Genomic DNA, 19,037 nt, shown 5'->3' on the forward strand with positions numbered 1-19,037 from the left:
ACCCGGTGCGCGGCGCCAATCCGGTCCCACAGGCTGGTTTCGCCATCGAAACGGTGGGCTTCGGCGTGGAGGCCGATCCGGCTTTCGATCGCCTTGTCGCCGCCGCGGTCGTCGAGGTCAGCGGTCCACAACATGGTCGCCATGCCGCGTTCGTGGTAATTGAAATTGGCCTGCAACAGCGTGGTCGATTTCCCCGCGTTCATGCTGGCATAGTAGAAATAGAGCTTGGCCATGATGCGCATCACATAAGCGGCGCGGCGCAAAGCGCCAGTGCGATTGACAGCCCCGTGCCCAGATTGCACTTTGGCGCAAACGTAAAGGGTCTGACATTGCGCACGATGCTTGCCCTTGCGGCCTTGGCCACCCTCGGTGCGGGGCCGGCGGCATATCGCTATCAGCTCGACAGCAAAGGCAGCGCGGTGATCGCCAAGGTTTCATTCCTGGCGATCGGCAGCAAGACCGCACGTTTTCCGGTCATGAAGGGATCGATCCGAATTACGCCTGAGCGGCTTGATGACATCGACCTCGATGTCGAACTTGATGCCCGCGCACTCACCGCTGACAGCAAAGGCGATACCGCCACTTTGCGTGGGCCGGATTTCTTCGATGTCGCGCGCCATCCCAGCGTGTCTTTCAGCGGCCACCGGATGACGATGACCGGGCCGGTCACCGCGCGGCTGGATGGTATGCTGACCGCGCGCGGGATCAGCCGTCCGGCTACGCTCAGCATTACCTTCCGCGATCCGCCAGCGCGGGTCAGCGGGCGCGATCCGGTGCAATTGCGCGCGACGACCGCAATCGATCGCCGCCAGTTCGGGATGACCGCCTATGGCTGGGCAGTGGGCAAGACCGTGAAAATCACCATCGACGCGCGGCTGGTGCCGGGCTGAAAGCTCAGGCGCAGATCATCCCGTCGCCGGCATCCTTGAAATTGGCCAGGCGAATACCGGGCAACTTGCCGGGCCAGCTTTCAAACACGGTAACGCCTGGAAGCAGCGTGCAGACGCTGGTGCGATTGCCCTTGTCGCTGGCCTTTTTGGCGATGAAAGCCTGATAGTTGTAAGGCACCGGCGAGCCGTTGAGCACGTTCATCATCCCGCCGCTGAGCGAAACGCGGATCTCATCGCTGCCCGGCTTTTCGTCCGCGCGGCCCTTGCGGGCATCGGCGGGCTGGCCGTCGCTGATCTTGAAGAACCAGGTCTCGCCCTGCGAAATGAACAGGCCGGGCTGGCCTTTGGCTTCGCCGTGGCCTTCATGCCCGTCATGCTGCGCCAGCGCGGGCGCAAGGCCCAGCGGCATGGCGATCAGCGCTAGTGTCATGATTGTGCGGCGCATCTGCCCTCTCCCAAGTGCCTCGAAACACTGGGATGGTGGCGCAAACCTGCCGCCTAGGCAATCGCCTTAATCCAGATCGCGCTGCACTTTGGGATTGCGCAGCAGCGCTTCGATCTTTTCGGCGACATCGAAGCTTTCGTCGGGAAGGAACTTGATCTTGGCCGCGTATTTGAGCTTCAACTTGCCCGCCACTTCCTTCTGGAAAAACGCGGTGTGGGTGCGCAACGCTTTCAGCACAACCGCTTCATCCGTGCCAAGCAGCGGCTTCACGAATACCGTGGCATGGCGCAAATCGGGCGACATCCGCACTTCGGTGACGCTCACCGCATGCGCGCTCAGCACTTCGTCGTGGACCATCTGCCGGGTCAGCAGCTCGCTGATCACGTGGCGCACCTGTTCGCCCACCTTCAAGAGGCGGACCGAGCGGGTTTCGGGGGTGGTTGATGGGCCGGCCGACATGATTAAGTTTGACTCATTTCGACAACAATTGCATTTAATTCATTTGCAAGAAGTAATATTATTTTTCATATGGCACATCAGTCTCAACAATAAACGTCGAACTTTCATTAGGGCTATTTTCGATTATAGTGGCTTTTTTTGGCGTAGGCTGGAAAGCAAACCAAATTATTACTCCGCCAATTGCTACAAAGAGTAATCCCGGGCCATAATTGCTAAACGACAATTTAAAGCCTGGAGATTCGCCAGTCAGAGTTCCGCCACTGTCTCCGCCCTTGGAAAAAAGCTTATAACCTAGGAATATACAAAATATTCCTCCAATCATCATAAAGGCCTTTAGCAAATTGTCTTGAAAGACCGTTTGCTGCCACTTCTCGATCTGATTGATCATAACCCCCCCCCAAATTGCATCCTAAAGCGTCCGTTCGCGTTCTTCCACTTCGAACACTTCGAGCATGTCGCCTGCCTTGATGTCGTTGGTATCCTGCAGCAGTACGCCGCATTCCAGACCTGCGCGCACTTCGGGGACATCGTCCTTGAAGCGGCGCAGCGAGGCGATCGTGGTTTTGGAGACGATGACGTCTGCACGGGTAAGGCGCGCAAACAGGCCCTTCTTGATCCCGCCTTCGAGCACCAGCAGACCTGCGGCCTTGTCGCGCTTGCCAGCCGGGAACACATCCTTGACCTCGGCCCGGCCAACCACGTGTTCGATCCGTTCCGGACCCCAGATTCCGGCCATTTCCTTGGCGATATCGTCGGTCAGGTGATAGATCACGTCGAAGTACTTCATCCGCACCTTCTGGCGCTCGATCAGCTCGCGCGCCTTGGCGTTGGGACGGACGTGGAAGCCGATGATCGGCGCCCCGCTGGCCCCCGCCAACAGCACATCGCTTTCGGTGATCGCGCCAACGCCGGATTGCAGCACCTTGACCTTGATCTCGTCATTGGAAAGCTTGTTGAGCGCATTGACGATCGCTTCGGTCGAACCTTGCACGTCGCTTTTGATCACCACCGGGTATTCGATCACATCGGACTTGGCCTTGAGCGCAGAGAACATGTTCTCGAGGCTGGCGGGCGCGGTGGTGGTGCGCTTTTCGGTGGCGGTTTCGGCGCGGTAAGCGGCTACTTCGCGGGCGCGGGCTTCGCTTTCGACCACGGTCAGCGTATCGCCGGCCATCGGCACGCCGCTGATCCCCAGCACTTCGACCGGCAGCGCCGGCGGCGCGGATTTGATCTGGCGGCCCTTGTCATCCAGCATCGCGCGGACGCGGCCTGAATGGGTGCCAACCACCAGAATATCGCCAACCTTCAGCGTGCCGCGCGTGATCAGTACGGTCGCCAGCGGGCCCTTGCCCTTGTCGAGCTTGGCCTCGATCACCGCGGCTTCGGCCGAGCGATCAGGATTGGCGCGCAATTCCATCACTTCGGCCTGCAGCAGGATCTTTTCGATCAGTTCATCGAGCCCAGCCTTGCTCTGCGCCGAAACCTCGACATCCTGCACGTCGCCCGACATCGCTTCGACCACGATTTCATGTTCGAGCAGACGTTCGCGGATTTTCTGGGCGTTGTATTCGGCACGATCGCTTTTGGTGATCGCCACGATCATCGGCACGCCGGCCGCCTTGGTATGATTGATCGCTTCGATCGTCTGCGGCATGATGCCATCGTCACCGGCCACAACCAGCACCACGATATCGGTCACGTCCGCACCGCGCTGGCGCATTTCGGTGAACGCTTCGTGGCCCGGGGTATCCAGGAAGGTGACCAGATCGCCGCTCTTGGTCTTGATCTGGTAAGCGCCGATATGCTGGGTGATCCCGCCGGCTTCGCCGCGCACCACATCGGTGCCGCGCAGTGCGTCCAGCAGGCTGGTCTTGCCATGATCGACGTGGCCCATGATCGTCACCACCGGCGGCCGCGCCTTCATCGTTTCATCAGCGTCGACATCCTCGGCGGTATCGATATCGACATCGCTGGCGGAAACGCGGGTGATGTTGTGGCCAAATTCTTCGACCAGCAGTTCGGCGGTATCCTGGTCGATCGTCTGGTTGACGGTAACCGGCATGCCCAGCTTGAACAGCGCCTTGACCAGGTCTGCGCCCTTTTCGGCCATGCGGTTGGCCAGTTCCTGCACCGTGATCGCTTCGGGCACGACCACATCGCGGACCTGTTTTTCACGCGGTGCCGACTGGCCGGCAAAGTGTGCACGCTTTTCCTTTTCACGGGCGCGCTTGAGCGCGGCGAGGCTGCGGGCGCGGGCGCCTTCATCCTCGTTGAGTGCCTTCGAAACGGTGAGCTTGCCCGAATGGCGGCGCTCCCCGCCGCTCTTGTCGCGCGGGTGGGCGATCTTCTTGGCCGGAACCTCGGGGCGCTTAGGCGCAGCGACAACCGGCGTAAAGCGGCGCGCCGCAGGGCTTTGGGTGCGCGGCGCATCGCCCGCATCGTCGGCGGCGGGTTCATCGGCTACTTCATGAGCAACGGCTTCGGGCGCGGGTGCGGGCGTGGGTTCAGCGACAGGTTCGGCTTCGGCCTGGCGGCTTTCCTCGGCGCGGCGGCGCTCTTCGCCGACGGCCTTCTGGCGCTGTTCGGTTTCGCGTTCGCCCTGCTGGGCCAGAACGTTAAGGCGCGCTTCCTCGGCCTCGCGCTGGAGCCGGGCGACGCGCTCCTGCGGGGTTTCGTTTGAAACAGGCCGCTTGGGCGCGGCCGCAGCAGGTGCGGCCGGGGCAGCCGCGACCGGTGCGGGCGGCGGCGGGGGCGGCGGCGCAGCTTCGGCCGCACCTGGCTTGCCGATCAGCTTGCGACGCTTCACCTCGACCACCACCTTGTTGGTGCGGCCGTGGCTGAAGGTCTGCTGGACCTGGCCCGCTTCGACCGACTTCTTCAGCCCCAGCGGCTTGCGGCCTAAAGTCGGTTTGTTATCGCTATCGCTCATGCTCAAATTCGTCCTTCAAAACTCTTTTATGTCGCATCCGAAGGCGCAGCCGCGGGGGCAGCGCTTTCTGTTGTACCCGGATCGCTCGCTTCACCCTGCCCCAGGAAACGCAGCAAGCGCCGGAGCGGAACGTCAAGGCGGCTGGCCGCAGCGCGGTCAGTCAACGCCAGGTGCACGACATTGTCGCGGCCCAATGCCACAGACAGGGCCGCGCGGTCCAGCGGCAAGGTGAAACCGCGCCGCCCGGATCCTTCTTCGTCCTCGCCCACGCGCCAGGCCTGATCCAGCTTGCGTGAACCGTCCTGGCTGGCATCGCTGGCATGGGCCAACCATTTGACCATCCCGCCGCGCGCATTTTCGGCAATCCGGTCAGACCCGACCAGCAGCCTGCCGCTTTTCATTTCCAGTCCGAGCCGTTCGGTGAAAGCCTTGCGCAGGGCCACTTCGGCGCGCGCGGGCAGATCGTCGGGAATGGTCAGCGCCGCGCCCTTGAAGGCCCGCGCCAGCGCGCCCCTCAATTTGCCCTTGGCCAGTGCAATTTCAAGGTCGGCGCGCGACGTGCCAATCCACGCGCCGCGCCCCGGCGCGCGGGCCAGGGCATCGGGCATGACCAGACCTTCGGGCGATATCGCCAGTCGCAACAAATCATCGCGGGAACCGTGATCGCCGGTGAGGATACACTTCCTCTCCGGGTCAGCCGCAGCCGATCCGTGATTCCCGGGCCGTTCAGCCCACCCAGAGGTGCCGGAATCTAGCGGCTCATTGTGAGGAATCCGCATTGGCGGCCTCCTCTGTGGCTGGCTCGTCTTCGAACCAGTGCGCGCGCGCGGCCATGATGATTTCGTTGCCCTGCTCTTCCGAGAGGCCATATTCGCCAAGCACCCCGCCGCGATCCTGCTCGCGTTCGCGGCGCGCCGGAGCGCTGCCGTCGCGGCGACGCTGTTCCTGACGCTTTTTGGCGATCAGTTCGTCGGTGGCCAGATCAGCAAGATCGTCCAGCGTCTTGATTCCGCCCTTGCCCAGCGTGACCAGCATCTGTTCGGTCAGGTGCGGGATTTCGGCCAGGGCATCTTCGACGCCCAGTGCCTGGCGTTCCACGCGGTGGGCAGCTTCGCGGCGATCGAGCGCTTCGGTGGCGCGGCTTTGCAGCTCCTGGGCCAGTTCCTCGTCGAAACCTTCGATGGTCGCCAGTTCAGCCAGGTCGATGTAGGCCACTTCTTCCATCTCGCTGAAGCCTTCGGCCACCAGCAGCTGCGACAAGGTTTCATCTACGTCGAGTTCTTCCTCGAACATCTTCGAACGCTCGGCAAATTCACGCTGGCGCTTCTCGCTGGCTTCGGCGTCGGTCAGGATGTCGATCTGGCTGCCGGTCAGCTGGCTGGCCAGCCGCACGTTCTGGCCGCGGCGGCCAATCGCCAGCGAAAGCTGATCGTCGGGGACCACCACTTCGATGCGGCTTTCTTCCTCGTCGATCACCACGCGGCTGACGGTGGCGGGCTGCAACGCGTTGACCACGAAAGTCGCGGTGTCTTCGCTCCAGGGAATGATATCGATCTTCTCGCCCTGCATTTCCTGCACGACGGCCTGAACCCGGCTGCCCTTCATCCCGACGCAAGCACCGACCGGATCGATGCTGCTGTCGCGGCTGATCACGCCGATCTTGGCGCGGCTGCCCGGATCGCGGGCGGCAGCCATGATGGTGATGATGCCGTCATAGATTTCGGGCACTTCCTGCGCGAACAGCATCTTCATGAATTCGGGATGGGCGCGGCTGAGGAAAATCTGCGGACCGCGGTTCTGGCGCTCGACCTTCATGATCCAGGCACGCACGCGTTCACCCACGCGGGCCACTTCGCGCGGGATCTGCTGATCGCGGCGGATCACCCCTTCGGCGCGGCCCAGGTTGACGATCACGTGGCCGAATTCGACCGATTTGACCACGCCTGTGACCAATTCGCCGGCGCGGTCCTTGAATTCTTCGAACTGACGCTCGCGCTCGGCATCGCGGACCTTCTGGAAGATCACCTGCTTGGCCGACTGCGCATCGATCCGGCCCAGATCGACCGGCGGCAGCGGATCGACGATGAAATCGCCCAGCTTGGCATCGGGATCGAGCTTTGAGGCAGCTTTCAGATCGACCTGCTTGAAGTAGTCCTCCACTTCCTCGACCACTTCGACCACGCGCCACAGCCGCAGATCGCCGGTGCGCGGATCAAGCTTGGCGCGGATATCGTTTTCCGCGCCATAGCGGTTGCGCGCAGATTTCTGGATCGCTTCTTCCATCGCCTCGATGACGATCGACTTGTCGATCATCTTTTCGGTTGCGACCGAGTTTGCGATCGCAAGCAGTTCGGCACGGTTGGCGGAAATCGGACTGGCCATCTCTTCAGTCTTCCTGTTCTTCAAGAATTTCGTCGGCACCACTGGTGTCGAGCGGGCGGGTGGCGGCAATAAGCTGATCGGTCAAGACCAGCTTGGCAAATTCTACATCGGCAAAGGGAAAACGCACCGGCCCGCTCTTGCGGTCGGTCAGCAGCACCGCATCGTCCTCAACCGCGTCGATGATCCCGTTCAACGCCTTGCGGTTTCCTTCAACCGGCGCGGTCAGCTGGACCTTGGCTTCGTGCCCGGCCCACTGGGCAAAATCCTTCAGCCGGGTCAGCGGCCGATCGATCCCGGGGGACGACACTTCAAGCCGGTAGGCATCGGAAATCAGCACATCGCCCGCTTCTTCCAGCGCATCGACCGCATCGGAGATCCGGCGCGATAGCGCGGCGCAATCTTCGATCAGCAGCTGCCCGGTTGCCGGATCTTCGGCCATGATTTGCAGCGTGTGCTCCTCATCGCCAATCTCGCCGCCCTTGAAATAGCGCACGCGCACAAGGTCGAAACCCAGGGCCTTGGCCTCGGGTTCTACAACCTCGGTAATGCGGGCGATATCTGCCATGCGTCCTTTTTTCGGCTCTTGCATTGCAAAGCGGTTTGGTGCCGGCCCCTTCTGGCGCCAGCCCCTCTGTTGCTTTACAATGTCGGGATGCCGCGCCAGATATGTCAGTGCACCAGCAATTGCAAGCGAATTAGCACGGCGCGGCGGCGACCGGCACGACCGAATGCTGCGGCTATGTGGCAGTGATGCTGCTGACGATCTGCGCCAGTCGGCCTGCCCGTGCGGGGCTGCACCGATGTCTCGGTGTACCCTTCAGCGAATGGCTTCCGTGGCAGCACCGCGGTGCGGAACGGCGAATAAGGTTGTGAAATCTGCGCCAATGGCCTAGGGGGGAAATGCTACGTCGCCTGCGACGGGACTATTGGCCACCGGCCCATCCGTTCCATTTCAAGCTTCCTTGCTCCGCTGGCACCCTGCTTGCGGGAACTCTTGGCTCTTGAAAGGAACCATCCCATGCCGATCGGCACCGTTAAATTTTTCAATCCCGATAAGGGCTTCGGCTTCATCGCTCCCGATGGCGGCGCGTCTGACAATTTCGTCCACATCTCTGCGGTCGAACGTTCGGGCATGACCACGCTGCTCAAGGACCAGCGCGTCAAGTACGAACTCGAAACCGACAACCGCGGCAAGACTTCGGCTGTCAACCTCGAGGCTGCCTAAACCTTTGCCGGCCGGGCGGTGCGCGTGATGCGTGCCGCCCGGTCAGCTCTGCTCTTTGCGCAGGAGGTTGCAGCCGTGAACGCCCCGATCGATTTTTACCTCGAGCAAGCCGCCAACTGCGGCAAGGCTGCCGAGGAGACCCTGCTTCCCAACGAGCGCAGCAAGTTCCTGCGATCGCAATTGGCATGGCAGGCCATGGCTGACCGCCGTTCAAAACTGGTCGCCGCCCGCAATAAGGATACGACGCAATGAGCCAAGACGTTCCCCGCCCCTTTCTGGTCGCGCGCGACGATACTGGCCAGTTTCGCCTGACCGTTCGCGATGTGCGCTACAATTCGCAGGGCTATCCGATCGTTACCTCATCGCTGCAGGCCGAATCGTTCAAGACCGCTGCTGCCGCCAAGAACCACGCCCGCGAACATTTCAACGCGCAGGCCGGGCAATACGCCACCAAGTAACGGTTGCGGGATTTTCCCCTAAATTCAAGCACGGCAAGCCAGGGCGGCCACCAACGCAGCCGCCCCGTGAAGCCTAAGGGCAGCTCACCACTGGTGCCGGAGCATCGATCCGCCCGGGCGATCCTTCGGGGCGCATTTGCATGGCCAGCAATTCGGCAGGGTCGCTGTTCGATGCATTGGCAACCGTGTGAACCACGTTGGCATCCTCGATAAAGGTTTGCCCAGCGCGGTAGGTCGTCACTGCGCAGCCAGAATCACTGATGACCGAACGGACGACCGAGCCTGATTTGACGATAATGAAAACCGGCCCGGCGTGGGTGTGCCAGCCACTGTAGCCACCGGGGGCAACAGCCAGCCTGTCCATCCCGATATCTGTGCTGTCCTTGGTTTTCAGGTACAGATCCCATTTGTCCGTCTTGTCGGCCTTGACGTTGAGCGTTCCAAAGTGGCCGAGCGCCAGCGATGTTGGCACGAATCCCGAACCGGCAGTCGCCGTGGCGACCGAGCCCGCAATGATAGCCGCACCGGCGATTGCGCCTCCCAAGGCGATAAGTTGATAACGCTGCATGGTCATAACTTCATCCTTTCAAGCTGGTTGAACGAACAAGCGCCAACTGCCCAACAAGGCACTGCTTCGCGGCGGCAGCCAACGGCATGTGCAAGGTTCGCGGTGTTATGATCCCGGAGGCCGGCATGTTTGCCGACTGATATAGGTGCGACTCGGTAAAGCGAAGTTGCCCGCGGAGGCTAGGCGCGGTGCAACAGATGTCAAGAATGGGCCCGCAATTCCAGGAACAAGCGTTATTACAGCCGATTATCGGCCTTTTCGCACTTACTGTTCCCGAATTAGGACTGTGTTCTGTCACCCAGCCCATGCTTCTTCATGGCATGGCGCAGCTGGTCATAGCTTAGCCCAAGCGATTTTGCCGTCTGCCGCTGATTGTAGCGATGGCGCGATAGTGCGGCCTCCAGAATCGCCTTTTCGTGCGCGTCGACTGCGCTTTTCAGATCACTGACCGCATCGAAATTCATGCGTGCGGCTGGCCGCGTGGCCGGTGCGGGATCAGGCCTGGCTCCAGCGCGGGCGATCGGCTCTGGCTTCCATGGGCTGTCAAACGGATCGAAGGTGATGTGCGCAACCGGCGTGTTCCAGTTTTCCCAGCGATAGACCGCGCGTTCGATCACGTTGCGCAGTTCGCGCACGTTGCCGGGCCATTGGTACTCTTCCAGCTGGTACATTGCCGCATCGGTAAAGCCAGGCCAGCTGTCCCAGTGCAGTTCGGTGGCCATGCGGCGGCCGAAATAGTCTGACAAGACGTGGATATCGCCTTCGCGTACGCGCAGCGGCGGCAGCGTTATCACCTCGAAGCACAACCGGTCGAGCAGGTCGGGACGGAACCGGCCCTCTTCGGCCAGGCGCGGCAGGTCCTCATTGGTGGCAGCCACGATGCGGACATCGACCATCACCGGTTTGGACGATCCGATCCGCGTCACCTCGCCATATTCGACCGCGCGCAGCAACCGTTCCTGCGCACCCATCGACAGCGTGGCCAGTTCGTCGAGAAAAAGCGTCCCTTTGTCGGCTTCCTCGAACCGCCCGGCCCGCGCCCTGGTAGCACCGGTGAAGGCACCTTGTTCATGACCAAACAATTCCGCCTCGATCAAGGTTTCCGGCAACGCCGCGCAGTTCAGCGTGACGAACGGTTCCTGCCATCGGCGCGAGAGCTGGTGAAGGCGTTCGGCGATCAGTTCCTTGCCGGTCCCGCGCTCGCCGATCACCAGCACCGGGCGGCGCAACGGCGCGGCGCGGCTGGCCCGTTCGACCGAATCCAGGAAGGCGGTGGATTGGCCAACAAATTGCGTGTTTCGCTCCATACCCAATAACTAGTGAAAATTCCCAACTATGGGAAACAAATCCCACATGTCGTTCGTCGATTGGGTGAAATAGCCGCTGAGTTCTGGGGTTTTTGCGGTTTGGCACGCAGCTTGCTGAAAGGTGAACAAACCCGCTTATGTGAGGCAAACCATGTTCAACCCTTTCCATTCCAAACTCGATCGCGCCGTGGTGCTGAGCATCGTGGCAATGGTGGCTTTCAACCTCGCCGTGCTGGGCAGCCAGCAGGGCCCAACCCCGCAGGTCGCGCTGCACCGCAGCGCCGGCCAGCAGGGTTGAGCGGGCCGGTGAACGACAAGATGGGCCACGATCCGTTTTCCCCGCTTGGGCCGGAATCCCAGGCTACCCCCCTTGGCGGATCCCAGTCCCCCCGCCGCTCGGGTGTTCCGGCCCAAACCCGGCTTGAACCGCTGGGCACCGCACGCGCCTCGCGGCTCGATGCCGAAGTCGAACGCATCCGCAAGTCTCCCACCCAATCAGCATCCAGCATCGGAGGTCCCTTGATGGGCATTTTCAGCCGCACCCGTGATATCATCGCGGCCAATTTCAACGACCTGCTCGACAAGGCCGACGATCCTGAAAAGATGATCCGCATGATCATCTTCGAGATGGAAGAAACGCTTGTGGAAGTGCGGGCCAGCGCGGCACGCACCATTGCCGATCAGAAGGAAATGCACCGCCACACCCAGAAGCTCGACAAGCTCCAGATCGATTGGGCCGAAAAGGCCCAGCTGGCGCTGAGCAAGGACCGTGAAGATCTGGCCCGTGCGGCGCTGGTCGAACGCAAGAAATCCGTCGACATGGCCGACCAGCTCAATGTCGAAATCAAGGTGCTCGACGATGCGCTGCGCGCCTATGAAATCGACATCGACAAGCTGCAGACCCGCCTGCGCGAAGCCCGCAGCCGCCAGGGTGCAATCGTTGCCCGGCTGGAAAGCGCCGAAAACCGCGTCAAGCTGCGCACGCTGCTGGCGAGCGAACGGGTTGACGAGGCGATGAGCCGGTTTGACCAGCTCGAACGCCGGGTCGATTACGCCGAAGGCCGCGCCGATGCGCTGAGCCTGGCTGACGGCTCGAACAAGCCCAGCCTGGCCGATGAAATCAATGCCCTGGCCGGAGCCGACAAGATCGACGAGGAACTCGAAGCCATGAAAGCCGCGCTCAAGGGCGATGGCAAGCAGGAGGGCTGAGCCATGGATTTTGACGCCATCATCATCGTGCCGGTTATCTTCATCGGCCTGCCATGGGTCGTGCTGCATTACATGACCAAGTGGAAGACTGCCGCCACGCTGACCAACGACGATGAAACGCTGCTGGAAGAGCTTTACCAGATTGCCCGCCGCCTCGATGAGCGGATGGACACGGTCGAGCGGCTGGTGGCAGCCGACAACCCCGAATTCCAGCCGCCGCGGATCATGGCGAACCGCGATACCGACAACGCACAACTGCGCGAACTTGAAGAGCTGCGCGAACTCAGCCGCAGCAAAACATCCATTGGGAGGACTGTGAAGTGAACAGCGAACGCACCCGCTTTTACCGCGACAAGGTCAACGGCAAATTCATGGGCGTCTGCGCCGGGATTGCCGACTATACCGGGGTCGATCCGCTGTGGGTCCGCCTGGGCTTCATCGGCCTTGTCATGCTTGGCGCGCCGATGGTGATCCCGGCTTACTTCCTGGTCGGCATCTTCGCCGCCAAGAAGCCCGAGCACCTTTACACCGACCGGCTGGAGCAGAAGTTCTGGCAAGGTGTACGCCAATCACCCACGCGCACCGCCCGCGAAGTGCGCGCCCGGTTCCGCGATGTTGATCGCCGCCTGGCCGAAGTGGAAAGCTTCTACGTCAGCAGCAACCCGCGCCTTTCGGCCGAAATCGAACGCCTGCGCTAAGCGCGGGCCAAGGGAGGGAACTTGAAATGGGCGAAGTAATAGGACTGGTCGGCGTGCTGATCCCGATCTTTGCGCTGACGATCCCGATCGTCGCGATCTGGACCAAGCACCAGCGCAAAATGGCCGAGTTCCAGGCGCAGGTGACCGCCGAAAAGGCCGCACAATACGCTACACAGAACACCGAACTGGAAGACCGCGTGCGGGTGCTGGAACGGATCGTCACCGACAAGGGCTATGACGTGGCCACCCAGATCGAAGCGCTGCGCGATGCCCGCAAGGTTGATGCGCTGCTCGGCAGCCGCGATGCGGAGCGCCAGTCATGAACTTCGCAGGCCCTGACTTCGTCCTCGCGATCATTGCGATCTCGACTGGTGGCTGGCTGATCAACAACTGGATCCGCGCCCGCCACGGTTACGCCCTGGAAGATGAATGGGGCGGCAAGACCGGCAAGGCCGACAGCGCGGAAACCCAGCAGTTGCGCGCCAAAAACGCCGAACTGCGCGAGCAGATCGATCACTTCGCCGGCCGGGTCAAAGTCCTGGAACGGATTGTTACTGACAAGGGCACCAATGTCGCTGCGCAGATCGAAGCGCTGCGCGACCAGCCCCAGCATGAGGACCACACATGAGCCCGGATCAATTCAACCTTGCCGTCATGGTCATATCTGGCAGCGCGCTCGTCAGCTTTGCCGGTATTCTGGGCTGGATCTACACCACCCGGATGCGGATCAAGAACGGCTACCCGCTGAGCGGCGCCTGGGGGCAAAGCGTCTATCCCAAGTCAAGCAGCGAAGACGGCGAGCGGATCAAGTTGCTGAGCCAGGAAAACGCTCAACTGCGGGCTGAATTGGGCAGCATCAAGGACCGGCTCGGCAATGTCGAACGGATCGTCACCGACAGCGGTTATCAGCTGACGCACCAGATCGAAGCGCTGCGCGAACCCGCCAACTGAAAGTTACGGAGCTCAAAGATGGATTTTTGGACTGTAATCATGGTGTTGGGAATTGTCGCCATCACCTCGCTCGCACGGGTATTGCGGGCCAAATACAACGCCCAGCACGGGATCGTGACCGATCGCCGGGGCAACATGCAGATGCTGGCTCAGCCCAGCGACAGCGAATTGCAGCGCGAAGTCGAAACCTTGCGCGAGCGCATCAAGGTGCTTGAACGCATCGCCACCGATGGCCGTCAGTCAAACAACCTGGCCGCCGAAATCGAAAGTTTGCGCGGCCAATAGGCGCGCCCCGAGGGAGAATTGGCCATGACCACCGACACCCTTTTGACCTTCACCGCGATGATCCTGGCGGTAGCCATCATCGCCATCACCGCGCTGCGCGGCTGGCAAGGCTGGCTCAACCTCAAAACCCGCGAGCTTGATCTGCATCGCCCCGAAATCGAGGGCGGCGCGGGAACCGGCCAGATCGGCATGGGCGCGCGGATCGAGATTGCCGATCTGAAGGAACGAATCCGCAAGCTTGAAGCGATCGCCGCCGGGGTCGATCTGTGAGCGGCCCGCGCCATGATGCCGCCCGCGCCGGGATCGGTCTGGGCACCGCGATCGCCGTGGCGATCAGCTGGAGCGTCAACAAGTCGGTCGTCTGGGCAATCGTCCACGGCGTGCTGAGCTGGTTCTACGTGATCTATTATGCGCTGACCCGGCCCGGCGGGCTTTCCGGCTGAGGCACTCTCGGCTATGGGCCGCGCCCATGCGCAGCCTTGATGACATCCGCGACGAGTATCTCTTCCTTGAAGGCGATGAACGCTATCGCCTGCTGATCGAACTGGGCCGCGAACTGGAAGCCATGCCGGACCCGCTGAAAACCGACGCCACGCGGGTAGCGGGCTGCTCGGCCTCGGTCTGGGTCTATCCGGTGCCGCGCGATGACGGCGCCTTACATTTCCTCGCCGACAGCAATGCCGCGATCACCAAGGGGATCGTCGCGTTGGTGCTGGCCGGGGTGCAGGACCGGCCTGCCGCCGAGGTTGCAACGCTTGATATCGCAGCATTGCTCGATCCCTTCGATCTCAAGAACCAGCTGTCATCCAACCGTACCCAGGGCGTGCCCAACATGATGGGGCTGATCAAGGAACACGCGGCGCGTATTGCAAAGTCGCGGCCATCTGCCTAGGCGCAAGGCTGCCATGACAACCGCCCCGCGCACGCTCTATCAAAAGATCTGGGACACCCATGTCGTCGAACGCCGCGATGATGGAACGGCGCTCATATATATCGACCGTCACCTGGTCCACGAAGTGACCAGCCCGCAGGCGTTCGAGGCGCTGCGGCTGGCCGGACGCTCGGTCCGCCGCCCCGATCTGACCCTCGCGGTGCCCGATCACAACTTGCCCACCACGGCGCGCCGCGATGTTGCGGGTCAGCGCATCCCGATCGCCGACAAGGAAAGCGCGCAGCAGCTCGCCGCGCTGGAACGCAACGCGCCCGAATTCGGCGTGCGGCTGATCGGCGATGCCGATGTCGAACAGGGCATTGTCCACGTGGTCGGCCCCGAACAGGGCTTTTCACTGCCCGGTGCCACCATCGTCTGCGGCGATAGCCACACCGCCTGCCACGGCGGCCTCGGCGCGCTGGCCTTCGGGATCGGCACCAGCGAGGTCGAGCATGTGCTGGCGACGCAGACGCTGCTGCTCAAGCAATCGAAAGCGATGGAAGTGCGGATCGACGGCCAGCTTGGCCCCGGCATCACCGCCAAGGATCTGGTGCTGCACATCACCGGCGTGCTCGGCGCGGCGGGCGGCACTGGATACGTGATCGAATACACCGGCGCTGCGATCCGCAATCTTTCGGTCGAAGGGCGGCTGACCGTTTCGAACATGGCGATCGAACACGGCGCCCGCGCCGGGCTGATCGCGCCCGATGAAACAACCATCGCATACGTCAAGGGCCGGCCCTATGCCCCCAAAGGCGCAGACTGGGACAAGGCGGTGGCCTGGTGGACCAGCCTGAAGACCGATCCCGGCGCGCACTATGACAAAGTGGTGGTGATCGACGCGGCGACGATCGCCCCGACAGTCACCTGGGGCACCAGCCCCGAAGACGTGGTGCCAATCACCGGCGTGGTCCCCGATCCGGCCAGCTTCGCCGATCCTTCAAAGCAGGACGCAGCACAGAAATCGCTCGATTACATGGGCCTGACCCCGGGCCAGCGGATGGAAGACGTCGAAGTGCAGAACGTCTTCATCGGCAGCTGCACCAACAGCCGGATCGAAGACCTGCGCGCCGCCGCTGCGGTGCTGAAGGGCCGGACCAAGGCCGCGAACGTCAAATGGGCGATCGTCGTGCCCGGTTCAGGCCTGGTCAAGCGCCAGGCCGAAGCCGAAGGGCTCGACCAGGTGTTCATCGCAGCAGGGCTGGAATGGCGCGAGCCGGGCTGTTCGGCCTGCCTGGGCATGAACCCCGACAAGGTGCCCGCCGGCGAACGCTGCGCCTCCACCTCCAACCGCAATTTCGTCGGCCGGCAAGGCCCGGGCTCGCGCACCCATCTGGTCAGCCCGGCGATGGCAGCAGCAGCGGCGGTGACCGGACGGCTGACGGATGTGCGGGGGTTAATGGAATGAGGCGATCTTCGCGGATAGCCGTTTCATTGAAACAACCTGCTGACGTCATACCACATCTCGGCAAACCAAGTCATTGGAAGCAGGGGCGATCTGCTAAATCACTGGCTGACTCATGGTTCTTCGCTGGCGACATTCCTGCTTCCATAAGGGCCTTGCTTGCTCAATCGGAGTATCTTGCAGGGGCAGAGTTGCTGGAAGCTTGGCTTGAACGGGAAACCGACCTCCAAGATGGCCGCGCAACACCCTCGCAAACTGACTTGCTTGCTTTGCTGGGCATCGGTGAGAAGTTGGCTGTTCTCGGTATCGAAGCCAAGGTTGATGAGAGCTTCGGACCGCTTGTGTCAGAATGGCTTGATGGCGGGAGCGCAGGCAAAACGCATCGGCTGGCTCGTCTATGTGAACTGTTCGAACTCAATTCCACAGAAGTCCGCGATTTACGCTACCAACTCTTTCATCGCACCGCTGCGTCAATTCTTGAGGCCAAGCGATTTCGGTCTGATGTGGCGGTCCTGATCGTTCAAAGTTTTGGCGATGTTACACTTGACATACCAAACCACATGACCTAGATTTCTGGCCATAGGAGATAACCCGTGGCCAAGTCCGTTTTTGATGCCTCGCAGTTCAAGACCGAAGAAGGCGCTTTCACCTATGTCGAGGCCCATCTGTGGCGGAACGGCCCGGTTTGCCCCCACTGCGGCAACTGCGATCAAGCGCGCATTCGCAAGATGCAGGGCAAGACTACGCGCCTCGGCCTCCACAAGTGCAACGAATGCCGTAAGCCTTTCACCGTCCGCATCGGAACGATTTTCGAGTCCTCGCACCTCGCGCTGCACCTGTGGCTTCAGGTCATTCACCTGATGTGCGCCAGCAAGAAGGGTATCAGCACGCGTCAAATCCAGCGGATGCTTCAGTGCAGCATGAAAACCGCGTGGTTTTTGACGCAACGTATCCGCGCTGCAATGGCCTCAAATGACCTCACTGCATTCGGCACGGGCGGCGGCATTGTTGAGGTCGATGAAACCTTCATAGGCCGGATCAAGGGCGCTCCCAAGCGCCGCGCGTTCCATCACAAGATGAAGGTGCTGGCGCTGATCGACCGCGACACTGGCAAGGCTCGCACTATGGTTGTGGATGAAGTGACCGCCAAAACCATCATGCCGATTGTGAGGGCGAATGTTGCGCGCGAAGCCATCCTCATGACGGACGAAAGCGGCGTTTACCGCTCGGCTGACAAGCACTTTGCAGGCCACGGCACAACCAACCACGGCGCTGGCGAATACGTTGACGCGGAAATCCCGCAAATCCACAGCAACACGGTCGAGGGTTATTTCAGCATTTTCAAGCGCGGCATGAAGGGTGTCTATCAGCATTGCGGCGAGCAGCATCTGCATCGGTATCTGGCCGAGTTCGAGTTCCGCTACAACAACCGGGAAGCTCTTGGTGTCGCCGATATCGAGCGCGCGGAGATCGCCCTGCGCGGCGTGATCGGCAAGCGCCTGACATACGGGCAGGCTAATCGCTAGGCCCAGACAGTCTGCAAAGAAACGAGCAAAGTAAGCGAAGCGCTGACAAAACGTGATGCGATAATCGCAAACTTGCGCAATCTGCACACTAGCCCCTTGTGCGCCGGGGCGAGTCCTGCCATACAACGAAATCAACCCGATTCCCCTATTGAGGATCGGGCTGAAAACGGGCTTTTAGCTAGGTCGGAAAACTGAGCTAACGCCTTCGATTGAGGACTTCAGATATGCCGGATTTCATTGATTCCGTCAAGGGATTCTTGCGCTCTACCGCCAAGCTCAAGCTTGACGCGGAGCAGAAGGGCGACACTCGCGCAGAGGGTGCATACTCAGATCGCATGGAATGGCTGGAAGCGGTCATCGGCGAAATCGAACACTATCGCCGGATCACGAAGCCCATCCCCGCAGCGTATGGCGATTTGAGCGACCTCCCACCTGAACTGGTGAAGGAGTTGACCGGCACGAAGGTCGATGACCTTGAACAGCAACTCTTCACCATCATCAAGACCGGCGGCGATGAGGTAGACCTCGATGCAATTCTCATCGAGCTTTTCCGTCGCTTCCAGGTCGTGCAGACCCGAAAATTCTTGCAGAACAAGCTTTGGCGCATGGCGCAAAAAGAGATCGTTTTTTCGGTGGCAGGCCGGAAGGGCGTCTACACCGCGCAAAAGCCGTCTGATTCTTGGGGGTCACCGCCACCCGCGCCAGTCACCTTCGGCGCGGGTGCGCCGACCAAATCAGGATTCGCCGATGATCTAGACGAAGATATACCTTTTTGATGTGCGAACGCCCCGCTCTTTCGGGCGGGGCGTCCAGAGTGGGGGTGCAGGTGCGCGGCGGCCTTTCCCAAGCAACACCGTGAGGGTTCGAGTCCCTCTACCTCCACCGACCAATCTTACCGCGCCATATAGCGCGGCCTACCGTGTGCCGCAACGGCGTTAAGAAACCGCTGCCGGACTGAGAAATTGGAGGTCAAGCTGAATTTGGGGAATCTGGAAAATATTGGACTCGACAAGGGGTCCGGTTTCCATTGATCCCTGCGGATTGATAGCCCCGGAAAATTTGAAGGCCCGGTGTTGACGCACCGAGCCTTCGGATGGGGCGAGCTGCGCGCTTCGCTAGATCAGTGCGCGCAACCGGGTGATCCCCGTTTGTGTGGGTGCAATCCCACACAGCGAGTCCCCCGTCAAGACTGGTCGTATATGTAAGGTGATAATATATGACTACCCGACCAGCGGAACGTTTCCGCGCAAAACTGACTGACGGGATTATCCGTGAGATCAAACGCCGCCTTGCCCTCGGGCATATGCAGCATGATATCGCGGCCGACCTCGGCATCAATCAAGGGCGAGTTTCCGAGGTGAATACCGGG

Annotated in this window: 28 protein-coding genes and 1 pseudogene; 19 read left to right on the forward strand and 10 right to left on the reverse strand. The window is 61.3% G+C overall.

The genetic code is table 11. From position 1 onward, the window contains the following. A pseudogene (locus RMN99_RS04635) lies at positions 1 to 233 on the reverse strand (thymidine kinase); the annotation flags it as partial. Positions 234 to 356: 123 nt separating this feature from the next. On the opposite strand from RMN99_RS04635, the gene RMN99_RS04640 reads away from it, so the two are divergent. Then, positions 357 to 890, forward strand: coding sequence for a YceI family protein (locus RMN99_RS04640; protein ID WP_309622127.1), 534 nt, complete (start codon positions 357 to 359; stop codon positions 888 to 890). A 4-nt stretch (positions 891 to 894) separates the two neighbouring features. On the opposite strand, the gene RMN99_RS04645 is transcribed toward RMN99_RS04640, so the two are convergent. The 7 genes from RMN99_RS04645 to rimP all read right to left on the reverse strand — a co-directional run bounded on the left by RMN99_RS04645 (position 895) and on the right by rimP (position 7,670). Continuing rightward, positions 895 to 1,320: a hypothetical protein gene (locus RMN99_RS04645; protein ID WP_309622128.1), complete on the reverse strand. Its 426-nt coding sequence runs from the start codon at positions 1,318 to 1,320 to the stop codon at positions 895 to 897. 81 nt (positions 1,321 to 1,401) lie between these two features. Continuing rightward, positions 1,402 to 1,794, reverse strand: coding sequence for a 30S ribosome-binding factor RbfA (gene rbfA / locus RMN99_RS04650; RefSeq protein WP_309622129.1), 393 nt, complete (start codon positions 1,792 to 1,794; stop codon positions 1,402 to 1,404). 58 nt (positions 1,795 to 1,852) lie between these two features. Beyond that, positions 1,853 to 2,182 carry a hypothetical protein gene (locus RMN99_RS04655; protein ID WP_309622130.1) on the reverse strand — a complete coding sequence of 110 codons (330 nt, stop codon included), beginning with the start codon at positions 2,180 to 2,182 and terminating at the stop codon, positions 1,853 to 1,855. Between the two features lie 21 nt (positions 2,183 to 2,203). Further along, a complete protein-coding gene (gene infB / locus RMN99_RS04660) occupies positions 2,204 to 4,723 on the reverse strand; it encodes a translation initiation factor IF-2 (protein WP_309622131.1) in 2,520 nt (839 codons plus the stop codon). Between the two features lie 26 nt (positions 4,724 to 4,749). After that, positions 4,750 to 5,502 carry a DUF448 domain-containing protein gene (locus RMN99_RS04665; protein ID WP_309622132.1) on the reverse strand — a complete coding sequence of 251 codons (753 nt, stop codon included), beginning with the start codon at positions 5,500 to 5,502 and terminating at the stop codon, positions 4,750 to 4,752. Next, positions 5,483 to 7,105 carry a transcription termination factor NusA gene (nusA, locus tag RMN99_RS04670; protein ID WP_309622133.1) on the reverse strand — a complete coding sequence of 541 codons (1,623 nt, stop codon included), beginning with the start codon at positions 7,103 to 7,105 and terminating at the stop codon, positions 5,483 to 5,485. The genes RMN99_RS04665 and nusA overlap by 20 nt, the downstream gene beginning before the upstream one ends. A 4-nt stretch (positions 7,106 to 7,109) precedes the next feature. Beyond that, positions 7,110 to 7,670, reverse strand: a complete 561-nt coding sequence (gene rimP / locus RMN99_RS04675) for a ribosome maturation protein RimP (RefSeq protein ID WP_309622134.1) — start codon at positions 7,668 to 7,670, stop codon at positions 7,110 to 7,112. 453 nt (positions 7,671 to 8,123) lie between these two features. Between rimP and RMN99_RS04680 the strand changes: the two genes are divergently transcribed. The 3 genes from RMN99_RS04680 to RMN99_RS04690 all read left to right on the forward strand — a co-directional run bounded on the left by RMN99_RS04680 (position 8,124) and on the right by RMN99_RS04690 (position 8,788). Next, positions 8,124 to 8,330: a cold-shock protein gene (locus RMN99_RS04680; protein WP_309622135.1), complete on the forward strand. Its 207-nt coding sequence runs from the start codon at positions 8,124 to 8,126 to the stop codon at positions 8,328 to 8,330. Positions 8,331 to 8,405: 75 nt separating this feature from the next. Next, positions 8,406 to 8,582 (forward strand): hypothetical protein, encoded by a 177-nt coding sequence (locus RMN99_RS04685; RefSeq protein WP_309622136.1) that lies wholly within the window; start codon positions 8,406 to 8,408, stop codon positions 8,580 to 8,582. Beyond that, positions 8,579 to 8,788: a hypothetical protein gene (locus tag RMN99_RS04690; protein ID WP_309622137.1), complete on the forward strand. Its 210-nt coding sequence runs from the start codon at positions 8,579 to 8,581 to the stop codon at positions 8,786 to 8,788. The genes RMN99_RS04685 and RMN99_RS04690 overlap by 4 nt, the downstream gene beginning before the upstream one ends. 73 nt (positions 8,789 to 8,861) lie before the next feature. On the opposite strand, the gene RMN99_RS04695 is transcribed toward RMN99_RS04690, so the two are convergent. Both RMN99_RS04695 and pspF read right to left on the reverse strand, forming a co-directional pair. Then, positions 8,862 to 9,362 (reverse strand): cupin domain-containing protein, encoded by a 501-nt coding sequence (locus tag RMN99_RS04695; protein WP_309622138.1) that lies wholly within the window; start codon positions 9,360 to 9,362, stop codon positions 8,862 to 8,864. Positions 9,363 to 9,634: 272 nt separating this feature from the next. Further along, positions 9,635 to 10,663, reverse strand: coding sequence for a phage shock protein operon transcriptional activator (gene pspF / locus RMN99_RS04700; RefSeq protein ID WP_309622139.1), 1,029 nt, complete (start codon positions 10,661 to 10,663; stop codon positions 9,635 to 9,637). Between the two features lie 151 nt (positions 10,664 to 10,814). On the opposite strand from pspF, the gene RMN99_RS04705 reads away from it, so the two are divergent. From RMN99_RS04705 to RMN99_RS04775, 15 genes are all read left to right on the forward strand, one after another. After that, the gene (locus tag RMN99_RS04705) at positions 10,815 to 10,961 is read left to right on the forward strand and encodes a hypothetical protein (RefSeq protein ID WP_309622140.1); all 147 of its coding nucleotides are present in this window, start codon (positions 10,815 to 10,817) and stop codon (positions 10,959 to 10,961) included. 8 nt (positions 10,962 to 10,969) lie between these two features. Further along, complete coding sequence (pspA, locus tag RMN99_RS04710) at positions 10,970 to 11,872, forward strand: phage shock protein PspA (protein ID WP_309622141.1); 903 nt, start codon at positions 10,970 to 10,972, stop codon at positions 11,870 to 11,872. 3 nt (positions 11,873 to 11,875) lie between these two features. Then, a complete protein-coding gene (gene pspB / locus RMN99_RS04715) occupies positions 11,876 to 12,196 on the forward strand; it encodes an envelope stress response membrane protein PspB (RefSeq protein WP_309622142.1) in 321 nt (106 codons plus the stop codon). Beyond that, complete coding sequence (gene pspC, locus RMN99_RS04720; RefSeq protein WP_309622143.1) at positions 12,193 to 12,570, forward strand: envelope stress response membrane protein PspC; 378 nt, start codon at positions 12,193 to 12,195, stop codon at positions 12,568 to 12,570. Before pspB ends, pspC begins: the two co-directional genes overlap by 4 nt. Before the next feature lie 26 nt (positions 12,571 to 12,596). Next, positions 12,597 to 12,893, forward strand: a complete 297-nt coding sequence (locus tag RMN99_RS04725) for a hypothetical protein (RefSeq protein ID WP_309622144.1) — start codon at positions 12,597 to 12,599, stop codon at positions 12,891 to 12,893. Further along, positions 12,890 to 13,198 carry a hypothetical protein gene (locus RMN99_RS04730; RefSeq protein WP_309622145.1) on the forward strand — a complete coding sequence of 103 codons (309 nt, stop codon included), beginning with the start codon at positions 12,890 to 12,892 and terminating at the stop codon, positions 13,196 to 13,198. Before RMN99_RS04725 ends, RMN99_RS04730 begins: the two co-directional genes overlap by 4 nt. Positions 13,199 to 13,224: 26 nt before the next feature. Next, the gene (locus tag RMN99_RS04735; RefSeq protein WP_405029574.1) at positions 13,225 to 13,521 is read left to right on the forward strand and encodes a hypothetical protein; all 297 of its coding nucleotides are present in this window, start codon (positions 13,225 to 13,227) and stop codon (positions 13,519 to 13,521) included. A gap of 18 nt (positions 13,522 to 13,539) precedes the next feature. Beyond that, complete coding sequence (locus tag RMN99_RS04740) at positions 13,540 to 13,806, forward strand: hypothetical protein (protein WP_309622147.1); 267 nt, start codon at positions 13,540 to 13,542, stop codon at positions 13,804 to 13,806. A gap of 24 nt (positions 13,807 to 13,830) precedes the next feature. Then, positions 13,831 to 14,076: a hypothetical protein gene (locus tag RMN99_RS04745; protein WP_309622148.1), complete on the forward strand. Its 246-nt coding sequence runs from the start codon at positions 13,831 to 13,833 to the stop codon at positions 14,074 to 14,076. Further along, entirely contained in the window at positions 14,073 to 14,249 is a 177-nt protein-coding gene (locus RMN99_RS04750) for a hypothetical protein (protein ID WP_309622149.1), read from the forward strand. The genes RMN99_RS04745 and RMN99_RS04750 overlap by 4 nt, the downstream gene beginning before the upstream one ends. 26 nt (positions 14,250 to 14,275) lie before the next feature. Next, on the forward strand, positions 14,276 to 14,698 hold the full coding sequence (locus RMN99_RS04755; RefSeq protein ID WP_309622150.1) for a SufE family protein: 423 nt from the start codon (positions 14,276 to 14,278) through the stop codon (positions 14,696 to 14,698). Positions 14,699 to 14,711: 13 nt separating this feature from the next. Beyond that, positions 14,712 to 16,145 carry a 3-isopropylmalate dehydratase large subunit gene (gene leuC, locus RMN99_RS04760; RefSeq protein WP_309622151.1) on the forward strand — a complete coding sequence of 478 codons (1,434 nt, stop codon included), beginning with the start codon at positions 14,712 to 14,714 and terminating at the stop codon, positions 16,143 to 16,145. A gap of 26 nt (positions 16,146 to 16,171) precedes the next feature. Beyond that, positions 16,172 to 16,711, forward strand: coding sequence for a DUF6946 family protein (locus RMN99_RS04765; protein ID WP_309622152.1), 540 nt, complete (start codon positions 16,172 to 16,174; stop codon positions 16,709 to 16,711). Positions 16,712 to 16,735: 24 nt separating this feature from the next. Further along, positions 16,736 to 17,668 carry an IS1595 family transposase gene (locus tag RMN99_RS04770; protein WP_309622153.1) on the forward strand — a complete coding sequence of 311 codons (933 nt, stop codon included), beginning with the start codon at positions 16,736 to 16,738 and terminating at the stop codon, positions 17,666 to 17,668. Positions 17,669 to 17,892: 224 nt separating this feature from the next. Continuing rightward, on the forward strand, positions 17,893 to 18,444 hold the full coding sequence (locus tag RMN99_RS04775) for a hypothetical protein (RefSeq protein ID WP_309622154.1): 552 nt from the start codon (positions 17,893 to 17,895) through the stop codon (positions 18,442 to 18,444). The last annotated feature ends 593 nt before the right edge of the window (positions 18,445 to 19,037 follow it).

This window comes from Novosphingobium sp., from assembly GCF_031417815.1.
GTDB lineage: Bacteria > Pseudomonadota > Alphaproteobacteria > Sphingomonadales > Sphingomonadaceae > Novosphingobium.